Source organism: Streptomyces sp. AJS327 (assembly GCF_013450295.1).
Lineage (GTDB): Bacteria > Actinomycetota > Actinomycetes > Streptomycetales > Streptomycetaceae > Streptomyces.
Map to the genome: position 1 here is coordinate 85,494 of NZ_SKBR01000004.1, position 20,213 is coordinate 105,706.

Here is a 20,213-nt window from a genome sequence, read left to right on the forward strand (position 1 = left end):
GCGCGTCCCGGCGCCGCGCGCTCGTCCATCACGCCGGTGGTCCGGGGTGCTTCCACTGGGCGCGCAGCTGGTCGGCCAGCCGGTAGAGACCGGCCAGCTCGACGCCGTCGTCCAGCAGCCCCAGCTCGTGCAGCGGCATCCGCTGGGCGCCCAGCGCCTCCCGCTGCCCGTGCTCCAGCGCGGCCCGCTCCGCCTGCCGCCGCGCCAGCTCCAGCAGCGGGGGGACGAGCCGCGCGGCCCGGCCGCCGCGTCTCGCCCCACCCAGTCCGGCCCGGGCGAAGGCTGCCGCCAGTGCCGCGTTCCGGTCCGCCGTCCGGCCGTTGGCCGTCTGGCCGTTCGCCGCCTGGACCTTCGCCGCCTGGGCCACCGTCCGGGTCTCGGCCGTCCGGCCCGCGGCCACGTCCAGCGGCGGTTCGGGCGCCGTGTTCACCATGTTCATCACGATCGCGCCGGTGGGCAGCCCGGCCTCGCGCAGCTCGGCGACGCCGTCCAGCGTCTCCTGCACGGGCATCTCCTCCAGCAGCGTGACCAGGTGCACGGCGGTCTCCGGGGACCTCAGCACCCGCATCACGGCCTGCGCCTGATGGTGCACCGGCCCGACCCGGGCCAGCCCGGCCACCTCCGCGTTGACGCCGAGGAACCGGGTGATGCGCCCGGTGGGCGGCGCGTCCAGCACCACCGCGTCGTAGATCCGGCGCTCCTCGCGGTCCCGGCGGCGCACCGCCTCACAGACCTTGCCGGTCAGCAGGACGTCCCGCAGGCCGGGGGCGATCGTCGTCGCGAAGTCGACGGCGCCCAGCTTGCGCAGGGCCCGTCCGGCGCTGCCCAGTTTGTAGAACATCTGGAGGTACTCCAGCAGCGCCTTCTCCGCGTCGACGGCCAGGGCGAAGACCTCGCCACCGCCCCGGGAGACCGCGATCTTGCGCTCCTCGTACGGCAGCGGCTCGGTCTCGAAGAGCTGCGCGATGCCCTGCCGTCCCTCCACCTCGACGAGCAGGGTGCGTTGCCCCTCTCCCGCCAGGGCGAGCGCGAGTGCGGCGGCGACCGTGGTCTTTCCGGTCCCGCCCTTGCCGGTGACTACGTGGAGCCTGCTCACGGCTGGGAGCCTAACCAGCGCGCGCGGCGCTACGCCTGGCCCACCCCGCGCTCACGTGCCCCACCGCGCGCTCCGGTCGCGGTCCCGGTCTCCCGGTATCGGTCTGGGCGTCGGCCCGGGTGTCTGTCCCGTCACCCCGGGGGCGCACGGCGCGCGCCGGGGCTCGTGGGGCGCGCCGGGATCCGGCGCGGGCCGGTGCTTCGGGGGTGGGCGGCCGGATCCCGGCGGGCCCGCGCCGAACCGGATCATGTGGCCTAGGCTCGGCACCATGACCAAGTGGGAATACGCGACCGTGCCGCTCCTTGTGCACGCGACGAAGCAGATTCTGGACACCTGGGGCGAGGACGGCTGGGAGCTGGTCCAGGTCGTCCCCGGCCCGAACAACCCGGAGCAGCTGGTGGCCTACCTGAAGCGGGAGAAGGGGACCGGCGAGTGAGCGCGACCGAGGACAGGCTCGCGGAGCTGGGGCTGGAGCTTCCCGAGGTTCCGGCGCCCGCCGGGGCGTACGTTCCGGCGCAGCGGTCCGGCCGGTACGTCCACACCGCCGGGCAGGTCCCGCTGGTGCGCGGGGCGTTGCCGGACAGCGGGAAGGTCGGCGCTGAGGTCACTCCGGAGCGCGCGAAGGAGCTGGCGCGGATCTGCGCGCTGAACGCGCTGGCCGCCGTCCGCGCGGTCGCGGGCGATCTGGACCGGGTCGAGCGGGTCGTGAAGGTGACCGGATTCGTCGCCTCCGCACCGGACTTCACCGGTCAGCCGGGCGTCATCAACGGCGCGAGCGAGCTGCTGGCCGAGGTGCTCGGCGAGCGCGGGGTGCACGCCCGGAGCGCGGTGGGCGTCGCGGTGCTGCCGCTGGACGCGCCCGTCGAGGTGGAGATCCAGGTCGAGCTGGCCGACTGAGGCCCCGCGGCGGCGCCGTCGGGCGCCGCCACCCGGTGCGCGGCGGCCGCGTCGCCATCGGAGGGAACGAGCCGTGCCGCCGGGCCGTCGGGCGCTCGGGACGCGCCCCGAACCGGGGGGTTGGCGTTCCGGTCGTCTGGCTGGCGCGGTCCGGCGCGTGGAGTGCCGGGGTGGCCCGGGCCGGGCTGTGATCCATCGGCCCTGGCCACCCCTCGAACATCAGCGCGGAGCCCCGTAGCATCCGCTCATGGCGTCCTCGCAGAACGGCCCGGCGTTCCCCCCGGAGTGGCGGGAGCGGGTTCGGGCCCTCGCCTCCGGCGACCTCACCCCCGTGACCCCGCGTCGCGCCGCCACCGTGCTGCTGCTGCGCGGCACCCCGGACGGCCCCGCCGTCCACATGCTGCGCCGCCGCGCCTCGATGGAGTTCGCCGGTGGCGCCTACGCCTATCCGGGCGGCGGCGTCGACCCCCGGGACGAGCGGGAGACCGGCTGGTCCGGGCCGTCCCGCGCCTGGTGGGCTGGGCGTCTGGGGGTGGACGAGGCGGGCGCGCAGGCCATCGTCTGCGCCGCCGTGCGGGAGACCTTCGAGGAGGCGGGCGTCCTCCTCGCCGGGCCGGACGAGCGGACGGTCGTCGCGGACACCACCGGTGCCGACTGGGAGGCGGACCGGGTGGCCCTGGTCCAGCGCGAACTCTCCTTCGCGGACTTCCTGGCCCGGCGTGAACTGCTGCTCCGCAGCGATCTGCTGGGCGCCTGGGCGCGCTGGATCACCCCGGAGTTCGAGACCCGGCGCTACGACACCTGGTTCTTCGTCGCCACCCTCCCCGAGGGGCAGCGCACCCGGAACGCCTCGACGGAGGCGGACCGCACGGTGTGGACGCGCCCCGTCGAGGCGGCGGCGGGCTACGACCGGGGCGAGTTGACGATGCTGCCGCCCACCATCACCACCCTGCGTGAACTGCTGCCCTACGGGACGCCCGAGGAGGCGCTGGCCGCGGCGGGTGAGCGGGACCTCACGCCGGTCCTCGCGCGGGCCGTCCTCCGGGACGGCGAACTCGTGCTCAGCTGGCCGGGGATGGAGCGCGTGGTGGGCGGACCGACGGAGAGGACGGAGCGCTCATGACGGACGCCGCACCCCTGCCGGGGCGGCCGCGGGACGGGGAGATCGGCGGGCAGGCCACCGCCCGGGCGCGGTGTGTGCTGGCCCCCAACCCCTCGGCCATGACGCTGGACGGCACCAACACCTGGATCATCGCCGAGCCGGACGCCGCCGAGGCGGTCGTCGTCGACCCGGGGCCGCTCCACGAGGGCCATCTGCGCGAGGTGATCGAGACCGTCGAGCGGGCGGGACGGCGGGTGGGGCTGACGCTGCTCACCCACGGCCACCCGGATCACGCCGAGGGCGCGGCCCGGTTCGCGGAGCTGACCGGTACCGCCGTCCGGGCCCTCGACCCAGCGCTGCGGCTGGGCGGGGAAGGGCTGGCGGCCGGGGACGTGATCACGACGGGCGGGGTGGAGCTGCGGGTGGTCGCGGCGCCCGGGCACACCTCGGACTCACTCTGTTTCCACCTTCCAGCGGATGGTGCCCTGCTCACCGGGGACACGATCCTGGGCCGCGGTACGACGATGGTGGCCCACCCGGACGGGCGGCTGGGCGACTACCTCGACTCGCTGCGCGGACTGCGTTCGCTGACGCTGGACGGCGGCGTGCGCACCGTGCTCCCAGGCCACGGCCCGGTGCTGGACGACGCGCAGGGTGCCGTGGAGTACTACCTCGCGCACCGCGCCGGCCGCCTCGCGCAGGTGGAGGACGCGGTCGAGGCGGGCTTCCGTACCCCGTCCGAGGTGGTCGCCCGGGTCTACGAGGGGGTGGACCGCTCGCTGTGGCCCGCGGCCGAACTGTCCGTCCGCGCGCAGCTGGAGTACCTGGACGAACGCGGCTAACGGCCCGGCTGCCGGACCGCGGCGGTGACAGGGCCCGGCCGAGGCGTACGGGCGGGCCCGCCGTATGGCGCGCACGGGACGCGGAGCGGGGCGGAGCACAGGGGGCGGTCGCGGGGCGCGGCGGCGAAGGGCCGAGGGCGCGGCGCGGACCTGGCCGGAGACCCGGCGGGCGGGGAGGGATCGGCGCGGGCGCGGCGGAGCGGCGGCCGGCGGTGAGGCCGGGCGGCGGGCTCGTGGGGCCGGGGCGCGAGACGGGATCGGCGGGCCGGAGCCCGGATCCGGGGAGTGGAAGGGACTGACCGGGGTGGCGAACCGTCCGGCGGCGACGTTGGCGCCGGGGGTCGCGTCAGCCGGTGGTCAGCGGGAGCGCTTGGCCAGCCGCTCGATGTCCAGCAGGATCACGGCACGGGCCTCCAGCCGCAGCCAGCCACGGCCCGCGAAGTCGGCGAGGGCCTTGTTGACGGTCTCCCGGGAGGCGCCGACCAGTTGGGCCAGCTCCTCCTGGGTGAGGTCGTGCACCACGTGGATGCCCTCCTCGGACTGCACGCCGAAACGGCGGGACAGGTCGAGGAGCTGCTTGGCGACCCGGCCGGGCACGTCCGAGAAGACCAGGTCCGACATGGAGTCGTTGGTACGGCGCAGCCGTCGGGCGATGGCGCGCAGCAGGGCCGTGGCCACCTCGGGGCGGGCGTTCAGCCAGGGCTGGAGGTCGCCGTGGCCGAGGCCGAGCAGTTTGATCTCGGTCAGCGCGGAGGCGGTGGCCGTGCGCGGGCCGGGGTCGAAGAGGGAGAGTTCCCCGATCAGCTCGCCGGGGCCGAGCACCGCCAGCATGTTCTCCCGGCCGTCCGGGGAGGTGCGGTGCAGCTTGACCTTGCCCTCACTCACGACGTACAGCCGGTCCCCCGGGTCGCCCTCGTGGAACAGGGCCTCACCCCGGGCGAGCGTCGTCTCGGTCATGGAGGCACGCAGCTCAGCGGCCTGCTCCTCATCGAGCGCCGCGAAGAGCGGGGCGCGCCGCAGAACGTCGTCCACGAGTTCTCTCCTTGTCGAGCTGCCCATGGGTCGCGTGGCTCCCATGATGCCGGACGGTGAAACAGTGCGATCAGTCACGAGTTTGACGCACGCGTCACGCGCTCCGTACGTCAGGGGCCCGATCGGGCTGGGAATCAGCTCCGTGCGGGTCGAATGTGGCCGCTCGCCCTTAGTCTGGCCGAGTGTTCAGCGGCCCGGCGAGCGATCCGGGGAAAGACGAGGAAGGGGGCCGGGCGAGTGACCGGGACCGGTGATTCTGCTGTCGGCGAACAGGGGTCCGACCCCGCGGGGACGGAGGCTGGCCGGGCGGAGCGCACGGGCCGGAAGGAGCCCGCGCGGAAGGCCCCGGCCGGGCCGCCGAAGCGTGGCGCGAAGCCGGAGACCCGGCTCGGCATGGTGCGGCGGGCCCGGCGGATCAACCGCGAACTGGCCGAGGTCTACTACTACGCGCACCCCGAGCTGGACTTCGAGAACTCCTTCGAGCTGCTGGTCGCCACGGTGCTCTCCGCGCAGACGACCGACCTGCGGGTCAACCAGACGACCCCCGCGCTGTTCGCCGCGTACCCCACCCCGGAGGCGATGGCGGCCGCGGACCCGGAGCGGCTGGAGGCGCTGATCCGGCCCACCGGCTTCTTCCGGAACAAGGCGAAGTCGCTGCTCGGCCTCTCCGCGGCGCTGCGGGACTCGTTCGGTGGCGAGGTTCCCGGCACGCTGGAGGAGTTGGTGCGCCTGCCCGGGGTGGGCCGCAAGACCGCCTTCGTCGTCCTCGGGAACGCCCTGGGCGTGCCGGGCCTCACCGTCGACACCCACTTCGGGCGGCTGGTGCGGCGCTGGAAGCTGACCGAACGCACCGACCCGGACCGGGTCGAGGCGGAGATCGCGGAGATCATTCCGAAGAGCGAGTGGACGATGTTCTCGCACCGGACGATCTTCCACGGCCGCCGTGTCTGCCACTCCCGCAAACCCGCCTGTGGCGCCTGCCCGATCGCGCACCTCTGCCCCTCCTACGGCGAGGGCGAGACGGACCCGGAGAAGGCGCGGAAGCTGCTGAAGTACGAGATGGGCGGACAGCCGGGTCAGCGGCTCAAGCCACCGCCCGACTACCCGGGCCAGCCCGCTCCGCCGCTGAGGGAGGCCGGATGAGCGGGGTGCGGCGCGCCGAGCCGGGCGGGGCCGGTTCCTCGGAGGCGGCGGGGCACGGCGGCTCCGTAGAGGTCAGCGACCGGGGGCTGCCCGTCTGGCTGGAGCCGGTCGCGCGGGCGGCGCGCGAGGTGGAGCCGCGGCAGCTGAGCCGTTTCCTCCCGCCCGAGGACGGCGGGGGGCGGCCGTCCGCCGTGCTGATCCTGTTCGGCGAGGGGAGCCGTGGGCCGGAGTTGCTGCTGATGGAGCGCGCCTCCAGCCTCCGTTCGCACGCTGGCCAGCCGTCCTTCCCCGGCGGCGCGATCGACCCGGAGGACGGTGACCCGCTGGCCGAGGGGCCGCTGCGGGCGGCACTGCGGGAGGCGGAGGAGGAGACCGGTCTGGATCCGGCGGGCGTCCGGCTGTTCGGGGTGCTGCCCCGGCTGTACATCCCGGTGAGCGAGTTCGTGGTGACTCCGGTGCTGGGCTGGTGGCGGAACCCGAGTCCGGTCGCCCCGGTCGACGCGGCCGAGACGGCCCGGGTCTTCACCGTGCCGGTGAGCGAGCTGACCGATCCGGCCAACCGCGCGACGGCGGTGCACCCCTCGGGGTACACCGGCCCGGCCTTCACCGTCGGTTCGGCGCTGGTCTGGGGGTTCACCGCCGGGGTGATCGACCGCGTGCTGTATTACGCGGGTTGGGAGCGGCCCTGGGACCGTGACCGTCGCGTCCCGCTCGACTGGCACGCGTGAGACGGTGGCTCGCGGTAAACGGCGGCTCTCCCCGGTTCCGGGAGGGGTGCTCACCCACGTCGAGGCGAGGCTGATGCGGTGAACGTGCTGGACCTCCTGCTGGTGCTCGCCGCGGTGTGGTTCGCGGTCGTCGGGTACCGGCAGGGTTTCGTCGTCGGGATTCTCTCGGTGATCGGTTTCCTCGGCGGCGGGCTCGTCGCGGTGCTGGTACTCCCCCTGCTGTGGAACGAGTTCACCGACGGCGCCACGCCGGGGACCCTGGGCGCGGTGGCCGCCGTCGTCGTCGTGATCGTCTGCGCCTCGGTCGGCCAGGCGGGCACCACCCACCTCGGCAACCAGCTGCGTCAGCACATCACCTGGTCACCGGCGCGCGCGGTGGACGCCACGGGCGGCGCCGTGGTGAACGTGCTGGCCATGCTGCTGGTGGCCTGGTTGATCGGTTCGGCGCTGGCGGTGACCTCCCTGCCGACGCTGGGCCGGGAGGTGCGGGACTCGAAGGTGCTGCTCGGGGTCGCCCGGGTGATGCCCGAGCAGGCGAACGGCTGGTTCGCGGACTTCTCCTCCGTCCTCGCCCGGAACGGCTATCCGCAGGCGTTCTCCCCGTTCTCCAGTGAGCCGATCACCTCGGTGCCGCCGCCCGACCCGGCGCTCGCCCGTGATCCGGCGGCCGTGCGGGCCAAGCGGAGCATCGTCAAGGTGCTGGGCACGGCGGAGAGTTGCGGGAAGACGCTGGAGGGCACCGGTTTCGTCTTCGCCGACGGCAAGGTGATGACCAACGCGCACGTCGTCGGCGGCGTTGACCGGCCCACCGTGCAGGTGGGCGGTGAGGGCGAGCGGCGCGCCGGGAGGGTGGTCGACTACGACTGGCGGCGGGACGTCGCCGTGCTCGACGTGCCCGGTCTGAAGGCGCCCGCGCTCCGGTTCGCTGAGGACGCGCCCTCCAGCGGGGACGGCGCCATCGTCGCGGGCTTCCCCGAGAACGGCGCCTACGACGTGCGCGCCGCCCGCGTCCGCGGCAGCGTCCAGGCCAACGGGCCGGACATCTACCACCGTTCGACGGTCAGCCGGGACGTCCACTCGCTCTACACGACCATCCGGCAGGGCAACTCCGGCGGCCCGCTCCTCACCCCGGACGGCCGGGTGTACGGCGTCATCTTCGCCAAGTCGCTGGACGACGCCGACACCGGCTACGCGCTGAGCGTCGACGAGGTGCGGGAGAACATCACGCGCGGCCGCGCGGCGGAGCGCCCCGTCGACACGGAGGGATGCGCGATGTGAGCGGCGGCCCCGGCGCGGTCCACGCCGAGGCGGCGCCCACGAGGGGCCGCCCGCCGGAGTGGGAGCGCGGGGTGGGTACGGAGTGCGCCGGGGTGGCCACCGCCGGATCGGCCGGGTGGGCTCGTCACCCTCTGACATGGCGCAGGCGTGCGCTCACCCAGCGTGCGCGTCGGCCCAGCAGCCGGGGAATGCCGCCGTCGGGTCGCGGCGGACGGAGCGGAGCCGCGCCGTATCCGGAGGAGATCCCCCGCCGCGGGGCGCCGCGCTTACGTGCCAGGTCACGGTTGTCGTGCGTCCAGCCCATACCCCGGTCCCTGCCCCCGGGCCAAGGTCAGTAACCGCTCTCCGACGACCCAGTTGGCCTATGCGAGGGGCACGTGTGCGGTTACTGAGCGGTCACCCCAGGAGCGGGCCAACGATCACGGACGGTGAGCGACATCCCCGCGACGAGCGGCGTTTGTGGGGCGGACCGGGCTGACCGGGTCGGCGGGGGCTGGCGGGGCTGGCGGGGCTGGCGGGGTTGGCGGCACACGGTGCGCGGGCGACGAGCCCGCCGCCGGTGCCTGGTTCCGGCACCGCGAACACGGCGCCCCACGGCGCCGCGGAGCTGGCGGCGGGAACGGGCCGAGGAGTCGGCCGTGGGGGAACCCGGCGCCGGCGTGTGGTCCGGTACGGCGGAAGGTGACGATCCGGCTCAGCGGTCCGGTTCCGGATCGCTCAGCCAGTGCGTCAACTCCGCGGTGAACGCCCCCGGGTCCTCCTCGTGCGGCCAGTGGCCCAGCCCGTCGAACAGCCGCCAGCGGTACGGCGCTTCGACGTACTCCCCCGAGCCCGCTGCGCTCCGCACCCGCACCGCCCGATCGAGCGAGCCGTGGACATGCAGCGTCGGGACCCGCACCGGCCGCTTCATCCGTCGGTTGAACTGGATGCCGTCCGGCCGGGCCAGCGAACGCACCATCCAGCGGTACGGCTCGATCGAGCAGTGCGCGGTCGACGGCACGCACATCGCCCTGCGGTACGTCGCCACCGCGCCGTCCGCGTCGGCGTCCGGCAGTTTCGGCCCCGCCCACTCCCGGATCAACTTCCCCACCAGCGCACCCTCGTCGGCCACGAGTTGCCGCTCCGGCAGCCACGGCCGCTGGAAACCCCAGATGTACGAACTGGCGGCCGTCTGCCGGGCGTCGCCCAGCATCGCCGCGCGCCAGCGCCGAGGGTGCGGCATCGACGACACCGCGAGCCGACGGATCAGCTTGGGGCGCATCACGGCCGCCGTCCACGCCAGGTAGCCGCCGAGCCCGTGTCCCACCAGCGCCGCGTCCGGCTCGCCGAGCGAGCGGATCACCCCGGTGACGTCCAGCGCGAGATTGGCGGGGTCGTAGCCGCGCGGGGTGCGGTCGCTGCCACCCACGCCGCGCAGATCCATCGCGACGGCGCGGTATCCGGCGTCCGCCAGGGCCGGAAGCTGGTGCCGCCAGGCCCACCAGAACTGCGGGAAGCTGTGCAGCAGCAGTACCAACGGGCCGTCGCCCATCTCCGCGATGTGGAACCGTGCGCCGTTGGCGGCCACGTCCCGATGGGTCCAGGGCCCATCCGGCCGGATCACCGCGTCCGCGCTCTCCGGCCGGTCCAGCCGATCGGACCGATACGGGCGGTCAGAGCGAGAGGACCGGTCAGGAAGCGTCATGGGGAGATCTCCTTGAGGCCGGGGCCGCGAGCCGGACGGCCGGGGCTGGGAGCGCGGCGCCCGGCGGGGCCGCCGCCCCGAGACCGCCCCGAGCCGGTTTGCGTCATCTTCCGGACGATTCGAGCACAGGCTCCGCCGACTCGTGCGGCTCCTCGCCGTAGGTGGCGCCACGCGGGTGCGGTTTGACGCGGGAGAGCAGGGCGGCCGACTCCTTGGCCGAGGCGATGGAACGCTGTGGCCCACCACTCTTCTTGATCTTGCGGAACTTCAGCGCCGCGAGCATCAGCAGGAGCAGCGCCAGCACGATGTAGGCGCCCGCGACGATCAGGAACGACCACGCCAGACCCAGCCCCAGATTGTGGATCCCGTACGCCGCGGCGAAACTCAGCACCGGAAGGGAGAAGAGGAGCAGCACACCCGCCGCGATCGCGGCGCCTCCGCCGAGGATCCCCCGTTTCACCTCCTGCCGGAGCTCCGCCTTGGCCAGCGCGATCTCCTCGTGCACCAGGCCGGACAGTTCGGCGGTGGCCGAGGCGACCAACTGGCCCAGGCTGCGGCCGTCATCGGCTGCGCTCATCGCTCTCTCCCTCTGCTCTTGATAGCCGTGCTCCGGGTCCGCGCGGAGCGGGGCGTGGCGTCCACGGGAGCCGGGTTGCTGCCGTGCCGCACGGGACCCGTGCGTCTGCGGGTACCCCGTGGGAGAACCCAGCATGCCGCACCATCCTCCGCTGCCCGCTCGCCCGCCGCCACTTCGGCCCGCGCCGCACACCGACCCGGTCCCGGGGAACGAGCCACCGCCACCCCACGTGCCCCGATCCGTCGGCCACGGTCCGCCCGCCCCGCTGACCCCGTTCAGCCCAACCCGGGCCCCTCCGGCCCCACTCCGCGACCGGCGGGCCCGCCGCCCGCCTCGCGCCTCCAGGACGACAACACCCGGTTCCCGAGCGCGGCCTCGGACCCAGGTCCAGACCCAGATTCGGCCCGGGCCCGGGCCGAAGGACGTCAACAGCCGCCCGTCGACGGCTGGACGGCGATGGCTGGGTGGCGGCACCGGAGGGCGATGGCTGGACGGCGGTGACGGGGTCCGGAGGGACAGGCAACCGTAGACACAGGAGGGGGCGCCCGCATCTGAGGCGGGCGCCCCCTCATCCTTCCGGGCGTGCCCTCATCCGTGATCGCCGCGTCGGCGCCGCGATCGGACACCGCACGAACGGGTGTCGTGGTTCCGGTCGTTCCGGCGTCTCCGGGCGTTTGGCCATCCCGGGTGTCCGTGGCTAGGGACGCCGGCCGACCGTGGTCAGTCCTCGCTGGGTGCGCTGGGCAACCGGGACTGGATCAGGTCCATCACCGACGAGTCGGTGAGCGTGCTGACATCCCCGAGCGCCCGGTTCTCCGCCACGTCACGCAGCAGACGCCGCATGATCTTGCCGGAGCGGGTCTTCGGCAGCTCGGCCACCGGCAGCACCCGCTTGGGCTTGGCGATCGGCCCCAACTGCTGTGCCACATGGGCGCGCAGCTCCTCGACCAGACCCTCCGCCTCCTGGCCGTCCCCGCGCAGGATGACGAACGCGCAGATCGCCTGGGTGGTCTGCGGGTCGGTCGCCCCCACCACGGCGGCCTCCGCCACCTTCGGGTGGGCCACCAGCGAGGACTCGACCTCGGTCGTCGAGATGTTGTGGCCGGAGACCAGCATCACGTCGTCCACCCGGCCGAGCAGCCAGATGTCCCCGTCCGCGTCCCGCTTGGCGCCGTCGCCCGCGAAGTACTTGCCCTCGAAGCGGGACCAGTAGGTGTCGATGAATCGCTGGTCGTCGCCCCAGATCGTACGGAGCATCGCCGGCCAGGGCTCCGTGAGCGTGAGGTAGCCACCGCCACCGGGCGCGACCTCGTTGCCCTCGTCGTCCACCACGGTGGCGTTGATGCCCGGCAGCGGGGTCTGGGCCGACCCCGGCTTGGCGTCCGTTACGCCGGGCAGAGGGCTGATCATCATGCCCCCGGTCTCGGTCTGCCACCAGGTGTCCACGACAGGGGTGCGGCCCGCGCCGATGTGCTCGCGGTACCAGACCCACGCCTCGGGGTTGATCGGCTCACCCACCGAGCCGAGGATCCGCAGCGAGGACAGGTCGAACTTCGCCGGGATGTCGTCGCCCCACTTCATGCTGGCGCGGATCGCCGTCGGCGCGGTGTACAGCAGCGTGACACCGTACTTCTGCACGATCTCCCACCAGCGGCCCTTGTGCGGGGAGTCGGGGGTGCCCTCGTACAGCACCTGGGTCGCCCCGTTGGCCAGCGGGCCGTACACGATGTACGAGTGCCCGGTCACCCAGCCGACGTCGGCGGTGCACCAGAACACGTCGCTCTCCGGCTTGAGATCGAAGACGGCGTGGTGGGTGTAGGCCGTCTGCGTCAGATAGCCGCCGGACGTGTGCAGGATGCCCTTCGGCTTCCCGGTCGTTCCCGAGGTGTACAGGATGAACAGCGGGTGCTCGGCGTCGAAGCTCTCGGGGCTGTGCTCGGCCGACTGCCGGTCGACGAACTCGTGCCACCACACGTCCCGGCCCTCGGTCCAGCCGATGTCGTCCTGCCCGGTGCGCCGCACCACCAGGACGCTGCGGACGCTGTCGGTGCCGGGCTTGGTCAGCGCGTCGTCGACCGCGGGCTTGAGCGCGGAGGGTGCCCCCTTGCGGTACCCGCCGTCCGCGGTGATGACCACCCGGGCCTCCGCGTCGGCGATCCGGGTCGCCAGAGCGTCGGCGGAGAACCCGCCGAAGACCACCGAGTGCGGAGCGCCGATCCGGGCACAGGCCAGCATCGCGATGACCGTCTCCGGGATCATCGGCATGTAGATGGCGACCCGTTCGCCGCTCTCGACTCCCAGCTCGATCAGCGCGTTGGCCGCCTTGCTGACCTCGGCCTGGAGTTCCGCGTAGGTGATGGTCCGGCTGTCTCCCGGCTCACCCTCGAAGTTGATCGCCGTGCGGTCCCCGTGGCCCGCCTCGACGTGTCGGTCGACGCAGTTGTAGGCGACGTTGAGCTTGCCGTCGGCGAACCACGTGGCGAACGGCGGGTTCGACCAGTCGAGCGTCTGGGTCGGTGCTGTCGTCCAGGTGAGCCGCTGTGCCTGCTCGGCCCAGAAGGCGAGCCGGTCGGCCTTGGCCTGGTCGTAGGCGGAGGCCTTCACATTGGCGTGCGCGGCCAGCTCGGCGGGGGGCGGGAAGCGCCGCTCCTCCTTGAGCATGTTGGAGATCGAACCACTCTCGTTCATACCGCGACTCCCTGCAACATGCGTCCCCCAAGACGTGTGGTGTAGACCATTTTCACCTGGTGATCCTCTGCCCTCGGACTCGAAGGGGTCAACCCTCCTGATCCTGTCACCGTCCACCCGGCCGGGCATAGGGGAAGCGGCGGTCGCGCGAGGCGACCCACAGGTAACCCTCTCGATCTCCCAGCTCTCCATCCCCGCCCGCGCACCCCGTCACGCCCACCCGCCCGGCCTCCCCTCGCACGGCCTGGGCACCCCTCCGGCACCACCTCCGGCCGTCCACCGTCCCGCACCCATCCGGGCCCGAGCCCGACGCCCGGACCGCGCCCGGAACCGGGGTCGCGCCGGGAACCCGAAGCCCAAGGCCCGACTCCGGAGCCCGGGAGTGTGCCGACGCTCCCGAGCTTCGCCCACTTCGGTGAGCCTCGGACTCACCCGCCCGGCCGCCGCAGACCCTTCCGGGCACGACGGTGACCGGGCGCCGCCGTCCTGCTAGGAGGTAGCGGAGCTGACGAGCGGTTCCTCCCGTACCGCGGCGAACACCGGTGGTGCCTGGCCCGCACTGTCCGGGTCCACCAGATCCATGACGTACGCCTGGGCCTCCCCCACGTGGAAGTACATGCCGTGTAGCTCCAGCGCCCCCTCGCGCATGCGGCGTGCCACGCACTCATGGGTCGTCAGGTGTTCCAACTGCTGGACCACGTTGGCCAGGCACAGCGTCTCGCACTCGTCCGCCGTCTCCCGGTCCGCGAGACGAGGCCCGGACGCCCCCTGTGCGGAGAGCCGTTCCAGGCTGGGATAGCCGTGCCGAAGCCAACGGTGCAGCGAGGACTCGACGCTGCTGTTCCTCGCCGAGTGGAGAGCGAGCATCGCCCCGCACCCGGAGTGCCCGCACACCGTGATGGACTCGACGCCCAGTACGTCCACCGCGTACTCGATCGCCGCCGCCACGGACTCGTCTCCCGGGGCCTCCCGTCCCGAACACCCCGATGTGGGTACCAGGTTGCCCACGTTCCGGACGGTGAACAGGTCGCCGGGGCCACTTGAGGTGATCATGCTGGGCACCATCCGGGAATCGGCGCAGGTGATGAAGAGGTGCGACGGTTCTTGCCCCTCCTGGGCCAGACGGGCCAGCTCGTCCCGCACCAGAGGTGCGGTACGGCTCTGGAAGTACCGGACGCCGCCGAGCAGTTGGTGCCGACGCGCACTGGGGTGGCCGAACCGCTGGGGAGCGGGCGCCTCGACGTACCCGCGTTTGCGCCAGGGTGTCCACGGTGAGCAGTGCGGGGCCGCGGGCTTCGTTCCGATGACGGCGCCGATCACCCTCGCGGTACCGCCCTGCGCGGAGTGCGCGGTGCGCCAGTCCTCCAGGGTTTCGTAGGCGGCGTGGTCCATGAACGAGCCGTCCAGCTCCACCACCGCCCGGGTGCCCTCCGGGACCTGCGCCAGTACGCGGCTCAGCCGAGGCACCGCGAGGAAGGTCAGCTGTCCCCGCACCCGCACCCGGTAGGTGGTCTCCGCGTCCTCAAGATCGGCGCGGATGTCGGCGCCCGCCCGTTCCTCGCCGTCCGGCGACCGCCTCTCGCCCGGGTGCGCCGCTCCACCTGCCGGCCCGTCGGCGGAAGGCCCCGGCCGACCGCCGAGATGATCCGTGCCGTCCCCTTCCCTGGCTCCGACTCCGCTGGGTTCTCCCCCACTTGAGGTGCGCTCGGACGAGTCGGCGAAGCGGCCCACCGCGCCGGCGGACGACCGGACGCCGCCCAGTTCATGGCGCGGAGTCGGACCGCCCTCACCGGTGGACCGCCCTCGGACGGAGTCCAGGGTGATGCGCGTGCGTGCCAGACGTTGCAGGGCGACCCCCACGGCGACGGCGATGCCCAGAGCCACCCCCTCCAGAACCCCGAACAGCACCACACCGACGCCGGTCGCCAGATAGACCAGCACTTCGCGATGCCGGGTCACGCTGCGGACGTGCGTCAGGTTCACCATCTGCACCCCCACCACCATCACCAGCGCCCCGAGCGCGGCCAGCGGGATCAACTCCAGCATGCCGACGAGGAGTCCGGCGGCGAGCAGCACCCACAGCCCGTGCAGGATGGCTGAGCGCCGACTGACCGCCCCCGCGGATACGTTCGCCGCGCTGCGCACCGCGACGCCGGTGACCGGCAGGCCGCCGAGTGCGCCGGAGACCACGTTGGAGGCCCCCTGGCCACGCAGTTCGCGGTCGAGGTCGGCACGGGGAACGCGCTGCCCAGCGGGGCGCTTGGCCGTGAGCTTGTCAACGGCCACGGCGGAGAGCAGTGACTCCACGCTCGCGACGAGCGTCACCGTCAACACCGCGGCCATCAGCCCGAGAACGGGACCCTCCGGGAGGGACGGAAGGGCGTGGCTCCGCCAGGACGGCAGATCGACGCGGGGTAGCCGCATCCCGGACAGGCTGGCCAACAGGGTGGCCAGGGCAACGGCGACCAGTGCCGCGGGGGCGTACCGGGCCAGCCGGCCCAGCAGGTCCTGCCTGCCGCGGAGCAACGGCCATCCGAGGAGCACGGCCACCGTGAGCGCGCTGACCGAGAGCGCGAACGGATGGGGGTCAGCCAGTTGTGCTGGCAGCGCGAGGATGTTGGCGATCGCGGAGCTCTCGGGGTCTCCGCCGAGCACGATGTGCAGCTGGGCCAGCGCGATGGTGACGCCGATGCCGCCCAGCATCCCGTGGACGATCGCGGGGCTGACGACGAGGGCGGAGCGGGCCACCCGGAAGCAGGACAGCGTGAGTTGGGTGAGTCCCGCGAGCACGGTGATGGCACAGGTGGTGCGCCATCCGTAGGTCTGGATCAGCTCGGCCGTGATGACCGTCAACCCGGCCGCCGGGCCGCTGACTTGAAGGGGCGCTCCGCCGAGACGGCCTCCGATCACGCCTCCGACGGCGGCCGCCACCAAGCCCGCCTGGAGGGGCGCTCCGGTGGCCAGCGCGATACCGAGGGAGAGCGGTAGCGCGATCAGGAAGACGGTGATCGAGGCGGAGAGGTCGGCAGCCCAGCGGGAGCGTTCCCCGGGCAAGGGATCTGGAGACTCCGGGTCGGGGGAGGGGGCGGCGCTGCCCGGGGGTGGGGATTTGCCGCCGCTGGTGGGGGTGATCTCGACCGGTCGGACTGGGGGGCAGGCGGACATCGTGTCTCCTCCGCTGGATGGCACGGTGTGTGGCCAGATGCCTACTTCAAGCTCTGGTAAATGAAGCGTAATGCCAGGTAAAGAACTGGCGGAGCGGTCGCGGTCGATCTGCGGGTGACTTCCGTCTATCGAGTGAATAAATCATTGGAACCGCTTGTCGTACTTGTTCCTCCTGTAGGGCGTGCAAGTTTGGACCGGCAGCAGCTGGCCCTGATCAGCGCGTGCGCGAAGACCGCGCGCGGGGAGAAGCACGGAAGAGGTAGGCGGATGACAGCCACGCGAGGTCGCCGATGACCACGGCGCGAGGATCGCGAGGTTCGCGAAAGTGGGGGACGCCGACAGTGGGGTTGACGGTGCTTGCCGTGTTGGCGAGCGGTTGCAGCCTCGGTTCCGGCGGATCTTCGGGGGGTGGGGGTGGTGACTCCTCTCAGGAGAAGAAGCCCGTCCGGCAGGCCCGGCCCATCGGGGATGGTTCGACCGCCTACACCGGGCGGCAGCCGAACCAGCCCACCCCCAGCAGGCTCAGATCCGGGGAGAAACCACCACAGTTCGTGATCTTCTCGTGGGACGGTGCGGGTGAGGACAGCAAGAAACTCTTCTCCCGGTTCCGGGCCGCGGGCAAAAAGTACGGAGCCGCACAGACGTACTTCCTCAGCGGTATCTACACACTTCCGGAATCAGAGGCGAAACGTTACGCCCCACCCGGGCACAGCCGGGGCGCCTCCGATATCGGTTACCTGAAGGACGAGAACATCAGGGCCACGCTGAAGCAGGTGCGTGGGGCCTGGCTGGAGGGTAGCGAGATCGGCACCCACTTCAACGGGCACTTCTGCGGCCCGACCGGAGTGGACACGTGGACCGTGGCGGAGTGGAAGAGCGAGATACGGCAGTCCAAGTGGTTCGTGCAGAACTGGAAGACCACCACGGGCTGGAAGAAGAGCGCTCCGCTTCCCTTCGACTACAACAAGGAACTCATCGGCGGCCGTACGCCCTGCCTGGAAGGGCAGCCCAACCTGCTGCGGGCCGCGAGCCAGATGGGCTTCCGCTACGACTCCAGCGGCAACGGAACCCAGGTGTGGCCGGGGAAGAAGCAAGGTCTGTGGGACGTGCCCCTGCAGATGGTCCCGATGCCGGGCCGGGACTTCGAGACACTCTCGATGGACTACAACTTCCTGGCCAACCAGTCCAAGACCGTCGACGGGCCGCCCGAGAAGCGTCCCGCGTACAAGCGCCAGATGCGGGACGGACTGCTCCAGGGGTTCGAGCGCGCCTACACCTCGAACCGGGCGCCACTCGTGATCGGTAATCACTTCGAGAGGTGGAACGGCGGCATCTACATGGACGCTGTCGAGGAGGTGATGAAGACCGTCTGCGTGAAGAAGGACGTCCGCTGTGTGTCCTTCCGGCAGTTGGTGGACTGGCTGGACGCCCAGGAACCCAGCACGCTCGACAAGCTGCGCACTCTGGGGGTCGGTGAGAGCCCGGCTGGCGGCTGGCGTTCCTTCCTGGCCTCGGAGAAGTCCACGAAACCGTAGGCCGAGATCCCGCGCGGTCCGCTACTCGGGGTCGCGCGGGCGCCGGACGAGGAAGAGCGCGACGGCTCCGCGTGCGTTGCCGCTCCCGCCGGGGAGCGGCACGGCGCGGGCCGCCGGTCAGACCGGCTGTGCCTGTGGGGTTTCCCGCAGCACGAAGTCCGGGTCGACCTGGGCGGCGAGATCGGCTCCCACCCTCTCGCTCGCCCAGCTCTCGGCGTTCCGCAGATGGAAGTGGACCATCTGCTGGGTGTACCGCTCCCAGTCCCGGTGGGCGTACGTGCCGTCCGCGGCGCTGTGCAGGCGGCGCAGGGCCTCCGCGTTCTCCGGCTCCAACTCCGTGAGGGCTCCGGGGCGTCCCTTCTCCATGGCGCGGACCCAGTCCGAGTGGCCCACCGTCACCAGCAGGTCGGGGCCGGTCTCGGCGCGGAGGAAGTCCCGGTCGTCCTCGTTCTGCACCTTGTTGCCCACCACGCGGAGGGGCACCCCGAAGTCCCGGGCGTACTCCTTGTACTGGCGGTACACCGCGGTGCCCTTCTTCGTCGGCTCGACGACCAGGAACGTCATGTCGAACCGGGTGAACATGCCGGAGGCGAAGGAGTCGCTGCCGGCCGTCATGTCGACGACGACGTACTCCTCCCGGCCGTCGACGAGGTGGTTGAGGAACAGCTCGACCGCGCCGGTCTTCGAGTGGTAGCAGGACACACCCAGGTCGGACTCGGTGAAGGGACCGGTGGCGAGCAGCCGCACCGATCCGTCCTCCAGTGACAACGGGCGTGCGCAGGCGTCGAAGACCGGGTTGTCCTCGGTGACGCGGATCAGCCGGGATCCCGTGCCGGGCGGGGTCGTTTTGATCATCAGGTCCGCTGAGGGGACGCGGGGGTTGGTGCCGCGCAGGTAGTCCTTGATCAGCGGAAGCTCGGCACCCATCGCGGGCATGGCGGCGGCCTCGGCTTCGTCCATTCCCAGCGCGGCACCCAGGTGCTGGTTGATGTCGGCGTCCACCGCGATGGTGGGGACACGGGCGGCGGCGAGGTGACGGACGAAAAGGCCGGACAGTGTGGTCTTTCCGCTGCCACCCTTGCCTACGAAAGCGATCTTCATGTTCAACAGGGTACGGAGCGGTGTACCTGGTTGGCGGGGAGTGAGTGAAGAAGACCACTCGAACGTGGGGCGTGTGGTCACCGGCAGGTGCGTAGGGTCGGACACATGAGCAACCCCGTCGACTCTCCCGATCCGCTGGCCCCGCTCGCCGAACTGCCGGGTGTCTCCGAGGCGGTGGCCGCCGTGCGGAAGGCCGTGGACAGGGTCTACGGGCACCGCGTCATGCGTCGGCGCAGCAGCGAGGTCAGCGCGGAGGCGGCGCTGCGGGGAGCGCGTGGCTCCGCCGCGCTGGCCGGCGCCGACTGGGCGCTCGAAGAGCTCCGCAGGCGCAGCGACTTCGGGCCGGAGGGCGAGCCGCGGACGGTTGGTGCCGCGTTGCGGGTCACCGCCGAAGCGAGTCAACTGCTGGACGTCTGGCCGCAGTCGCCCCTCCGTGTGTTGGCCCGCCTCCATCTGGTGGCGGTCGGCGGAGTCGCCGAGGACGACACGGTGGGGCGTCCGCGGCGAGCGGGGGAGTCGGCGGTGGACGCACCCTCGGGGCTGGAGGTGCCGGGGGCCGACGCCGTGGCCGTGCGGCTCGACGATCTGGCGGGGTTGGTGGTGCGCGGCTCCACGGCGCCCGCGCTGGTCAGGGCCGCGGTGGTGCACGGGGAGCTGCTCAGCCTCGCCCCGTTCGTCTCCCGGAACGGGTTGGTCGCGCGGGCTGCGGAGCGGATCGTGCTGGTGGGTAGTGGTCTGGACCCGAAGTCGATCTGTCCGGCCGAGGTGGGGCACATGGAACAGGGCCTCTCCGGCTACGCCGACGCGTTGCGCGGTTACGCCTCGGGTACTCCGGAGGGGGTCGCGGAGTGGATCGCCTTCTGCGGGCGGTCCGTGGAGCTGGGTGCCCGGGAGAGCGCCGCCGTCTGCGAGGCCATGCAGCGCGGCGCCGCGTGAGCGGACGCTGGGCCAGGGTGTCGCGCGCCTGAAACCGGTGTGCGTGGTTCCGAGGGTGCCGGTCCGTACGGCTCGGCGCTGGCACGCGCTGCTCCCGGGCGGAAGAGTCGCGTCGGCGGAGACAGGTCGACGGGACGGAGGTGTGGCGGCATCCCCTTGAGGGGACGCCGCCACTGACATGTCCACCGGGGTACCAGTGCGTGCTTCCTGTTATGTCCATCAGGTTGGGCCGTTGCCTGACCTGATGCGACCGGCCCGTTCCGCGGGCTAGGTGTCGCGTGGGTTCCCGGTTTTCATGTGGGGCGGTCCGTGGGGCCGTGATCTTAACGGGAATCCTCTGTCGGACTGCCGTTGGTCTCACGGGCCGTCGATTCCTTTGTACCTCTTCAGTGGGGCCAGCGGAACCCTT

The 20,213-nt window shown here is 72.4% G+C and carries 16 protein-coding genes; 9 read left to right on the forward strand and 7 right to left on the reverse strand.

Annotation, left to right across the window (positions count from 1 at the left end; translation table 11 throughout):
- Positions 1 to 28: 28 nt before the first annotated feature.
- On the reverse strand, positions 29 to 1,096 hold the full coding sequence (locus tag E0L36_RS22205; RefSeq protein ID WP_180931078.1) for an ArsA-related P-loop ATPase: 1,068 nt from the start codon (positions 1,094 to 1,096) through the stop codon (positions 29 to 31).
- Between the two features lie 268 nt (positions 1,097 to 1,364).
- Here E0L36_RS22205 and E0L36_RS22210 point away from each other — a divergent pair, with 268 nt between their 5' ends.
- The 4 genes from E0L36_RS22210 to E0L36_RS22225 all read left to right on the forward strand — a co-directional run bounded on the left by E0L36_RS22210 (position 1,365) and on the right by E0L36_RS22225 (position 3,937).
- Positions 1,365 to 1,532, forward strand: a complete 168-nt coding sequence (locus tag E0L36_RS22210; RefSeq protein ID WP_180931079.1) for a DUF4177 domain-containing protein — start codon at positions 1,365 to 1,367, stop codon at positions 1,530 to 1,532.
- Positions 1,529 to 1,993 (forward strand): RidA family protein, encoded by a 465-nt coding sequence (locus tag E0L36_RS22215; protein ID WP_180931080.1) that lies wholly within the window; start codon positions 1,529 to 1,531, stop codon positions 1,991 to 1,993. Before E0L36_RS22210 ends, E0L36_RS22215 begins: the two co-directional genes overlap by 4 nt.
- A gap of 247 nt (positions 1,994 to 2,240) precedes the next feature.
- Complete coding sequence (locus tag E0L36_RS22220; RefSeq protein ID WP_180931081.1) at positions 2,241 to 3,116, forward strand: NUDIX hydrolase; 876 nt, start codon at positions 2,241 to 2,243, stop codon at positions 3,114 to 3,116.
- Positions 3,113 to 3,937 (forward strand): MBL fold metallo-hydrolase, encoded by an 825-nt coding sequence (locus tag E0L36_RS22225; RefSeq protein WP_180931082.1) that lies wholly within the window; start codon positions 3,113 to 3,115, stop codon positions 3,935 to 3,937. Before E0L36_RS22220 ends, E0L36_RS22225 begins: the two co-directional genes overlap by 4 nt.
- Before the next feature lie 357 nt (positions 3,938 to 4,294).
- On the opposite strand, the gene E0L36_RS22230 is transcribed toward E0L36_RS22225, so the two are convergent.
- Entirely contained in the window at positions 4,295 to 4,969 is a 675-nt protein-coding gene (locus E0L36_RS22230) for a Crp/Fnr family transcriptional regulator (protein ID WP_180931083.1), read from the reverse strand.
- 237 nt (positions 4,970 to 5,206) lie between these two features.
- Here E0L36_RS22230 and nth point away from each other — a divergent pair, with 237 nt between their 5' ends.
- From nth to E0L36_RS22245, 3 genes are all read left to right on the forward strand, one after another.
- A complete protein-coding gene (gene nth / locus E0L36_RS22235) occupies positions 5,207 to 6,112 on the forward strand; it encodes an endonuclease III (RefSeq protein ID WP_308416879.1) in 906 nt (301 codons plus the stop codon).
- A complete protein-coding gene (locus E0L36_RS22240) occupies positions 6,109 to 6,840 on the forward strand; it encodes a CoA pyrophosphatase (protein WP_180931084.1) in 732 nt (243 codons plus the stop codon). Before nth ends, E0L36_RS22240 begins: the two co-directional genes overlap by 4 nt.
- A gap of 78 nt (positions 6,841 to 6,918) precedes the next feature.
- Complete coding sequence (locus tag E0L36_RS22245; RefSeq protein WP_180931085.1) at positions 6,919 to 8,118, forward strand: MarP family serine protease; 1,200 nt, start codon at positions 6,919 to 6,921, stop codon at positions 8,116 to 8,118.
- Positions 8,119 to 8,812: 694 nt separating this feature from the next.
- On the opposite strand, the gene E0L36_RS22250 is transcribed toward E0L36_RS22245, so the two are convergent.
- The 4 genes from E0L36_RS22250 to E0L36_RS22265 form a co-directional block, all read right to left on the reverse strand.
- On the reverse strand, positions 8,813 to 9,802 hold the full coding sequence (locus E0L36_RS22250; protein ID WP_180931086.1) for an alpha/beta fold hydrolase: 990 nt from the start codon (positions 9,800 to 9,802) through the stop codon (positions 8,813 to 8,815).
- A 103-nt stretch (positions 9,803 to 9,905) separates the two neighbouring features.
- Positions 9,906 to 10,379: a phage holin family protein gene (locus tag E0L36_RS22255; RefSeq protein ID WP_180931087.1), complete on the reverse strand. Its 474-nt coding sequence runs from the start codon at positions 10,377 to 10,379 to the stop codon at positions 9,906 to 9,908.
- Positions 10,380 to 11,099: 720 nt separating this feature from the next.
- Positions 11,100 to 13,067, reverse strand: a complete 1,968-nt coding sequence (acs, locus tag E0L36_RS22260) for an acetate--CoA ligase (protein ID WP_180931088.1) — start codon at positions 13,065 to 13,067, stop codon at positions 11,100 to 11,102.
- Positions 13,068 to 13,556: 489 nt separating this feature from the next.
- Positions 13,557 to 16,232, reverse strand: a complete 2,676-nt coding sequence (locus E0L36_RS22265) for a SulP family inorganic anion transporter (protein WP_180931089.1) — start codon at positions 16,230 to 16,232, stop codon at positions 13,557 to 13,559.
- A 290-nt stretch (positions 16,233 to 16,522) separates the two neighbouring features.
- On the opposite strand from E0L36_RS22265, the gene E0L36_RS22270 reads away from it, so the two are divergent.
- The gene (locus E0L36_RS22270; protein ID WP_374705576.1) at positions 16,523 to 17,767 is read left to right on the forward strand and encodes a hypothetical protein; all 1,245 of its coding nucleotides are present in this window, start codon (positions 16,523 to 16,525) and stop codon (positions 17,765 to 17,767) included.
- Between the two features lie 117 nt (positions 17,768 to 17,884).
- Here the strand turns inward: E0L36_RS22270 and E0L36_RS22275 are convergent, their stop codons facing one another.
- Complete coding sequence (locus E0L36_RS22275; RefSeq protein WP_180931090.1) at positions 17,885 to 18,868, reverse strand: ATP-binding protein; 984 nt, start codon at positions 18,866 to 18,868, stop codon at positions 17,885 to 17,887.
- Positions 18,869 to 18,973: 105 nt separating this feature from the next.
- Between E0L36_RS22275 and E0L36_RS22280 the strand changes: the two genes are divergently transcribed.
- Complete coding sequence (locus tag E0L36_RS22280) at positions 18,974 to 19,804, forward strand: oxidoreductase (protein WP_180931091.1); 831 nt, start codon at positions 18,974 to 18,976, stop codon at positions 19,802 to 19,804.
- Positions 19,805 to 20,213: the final 409 nt, after the last annotated feature.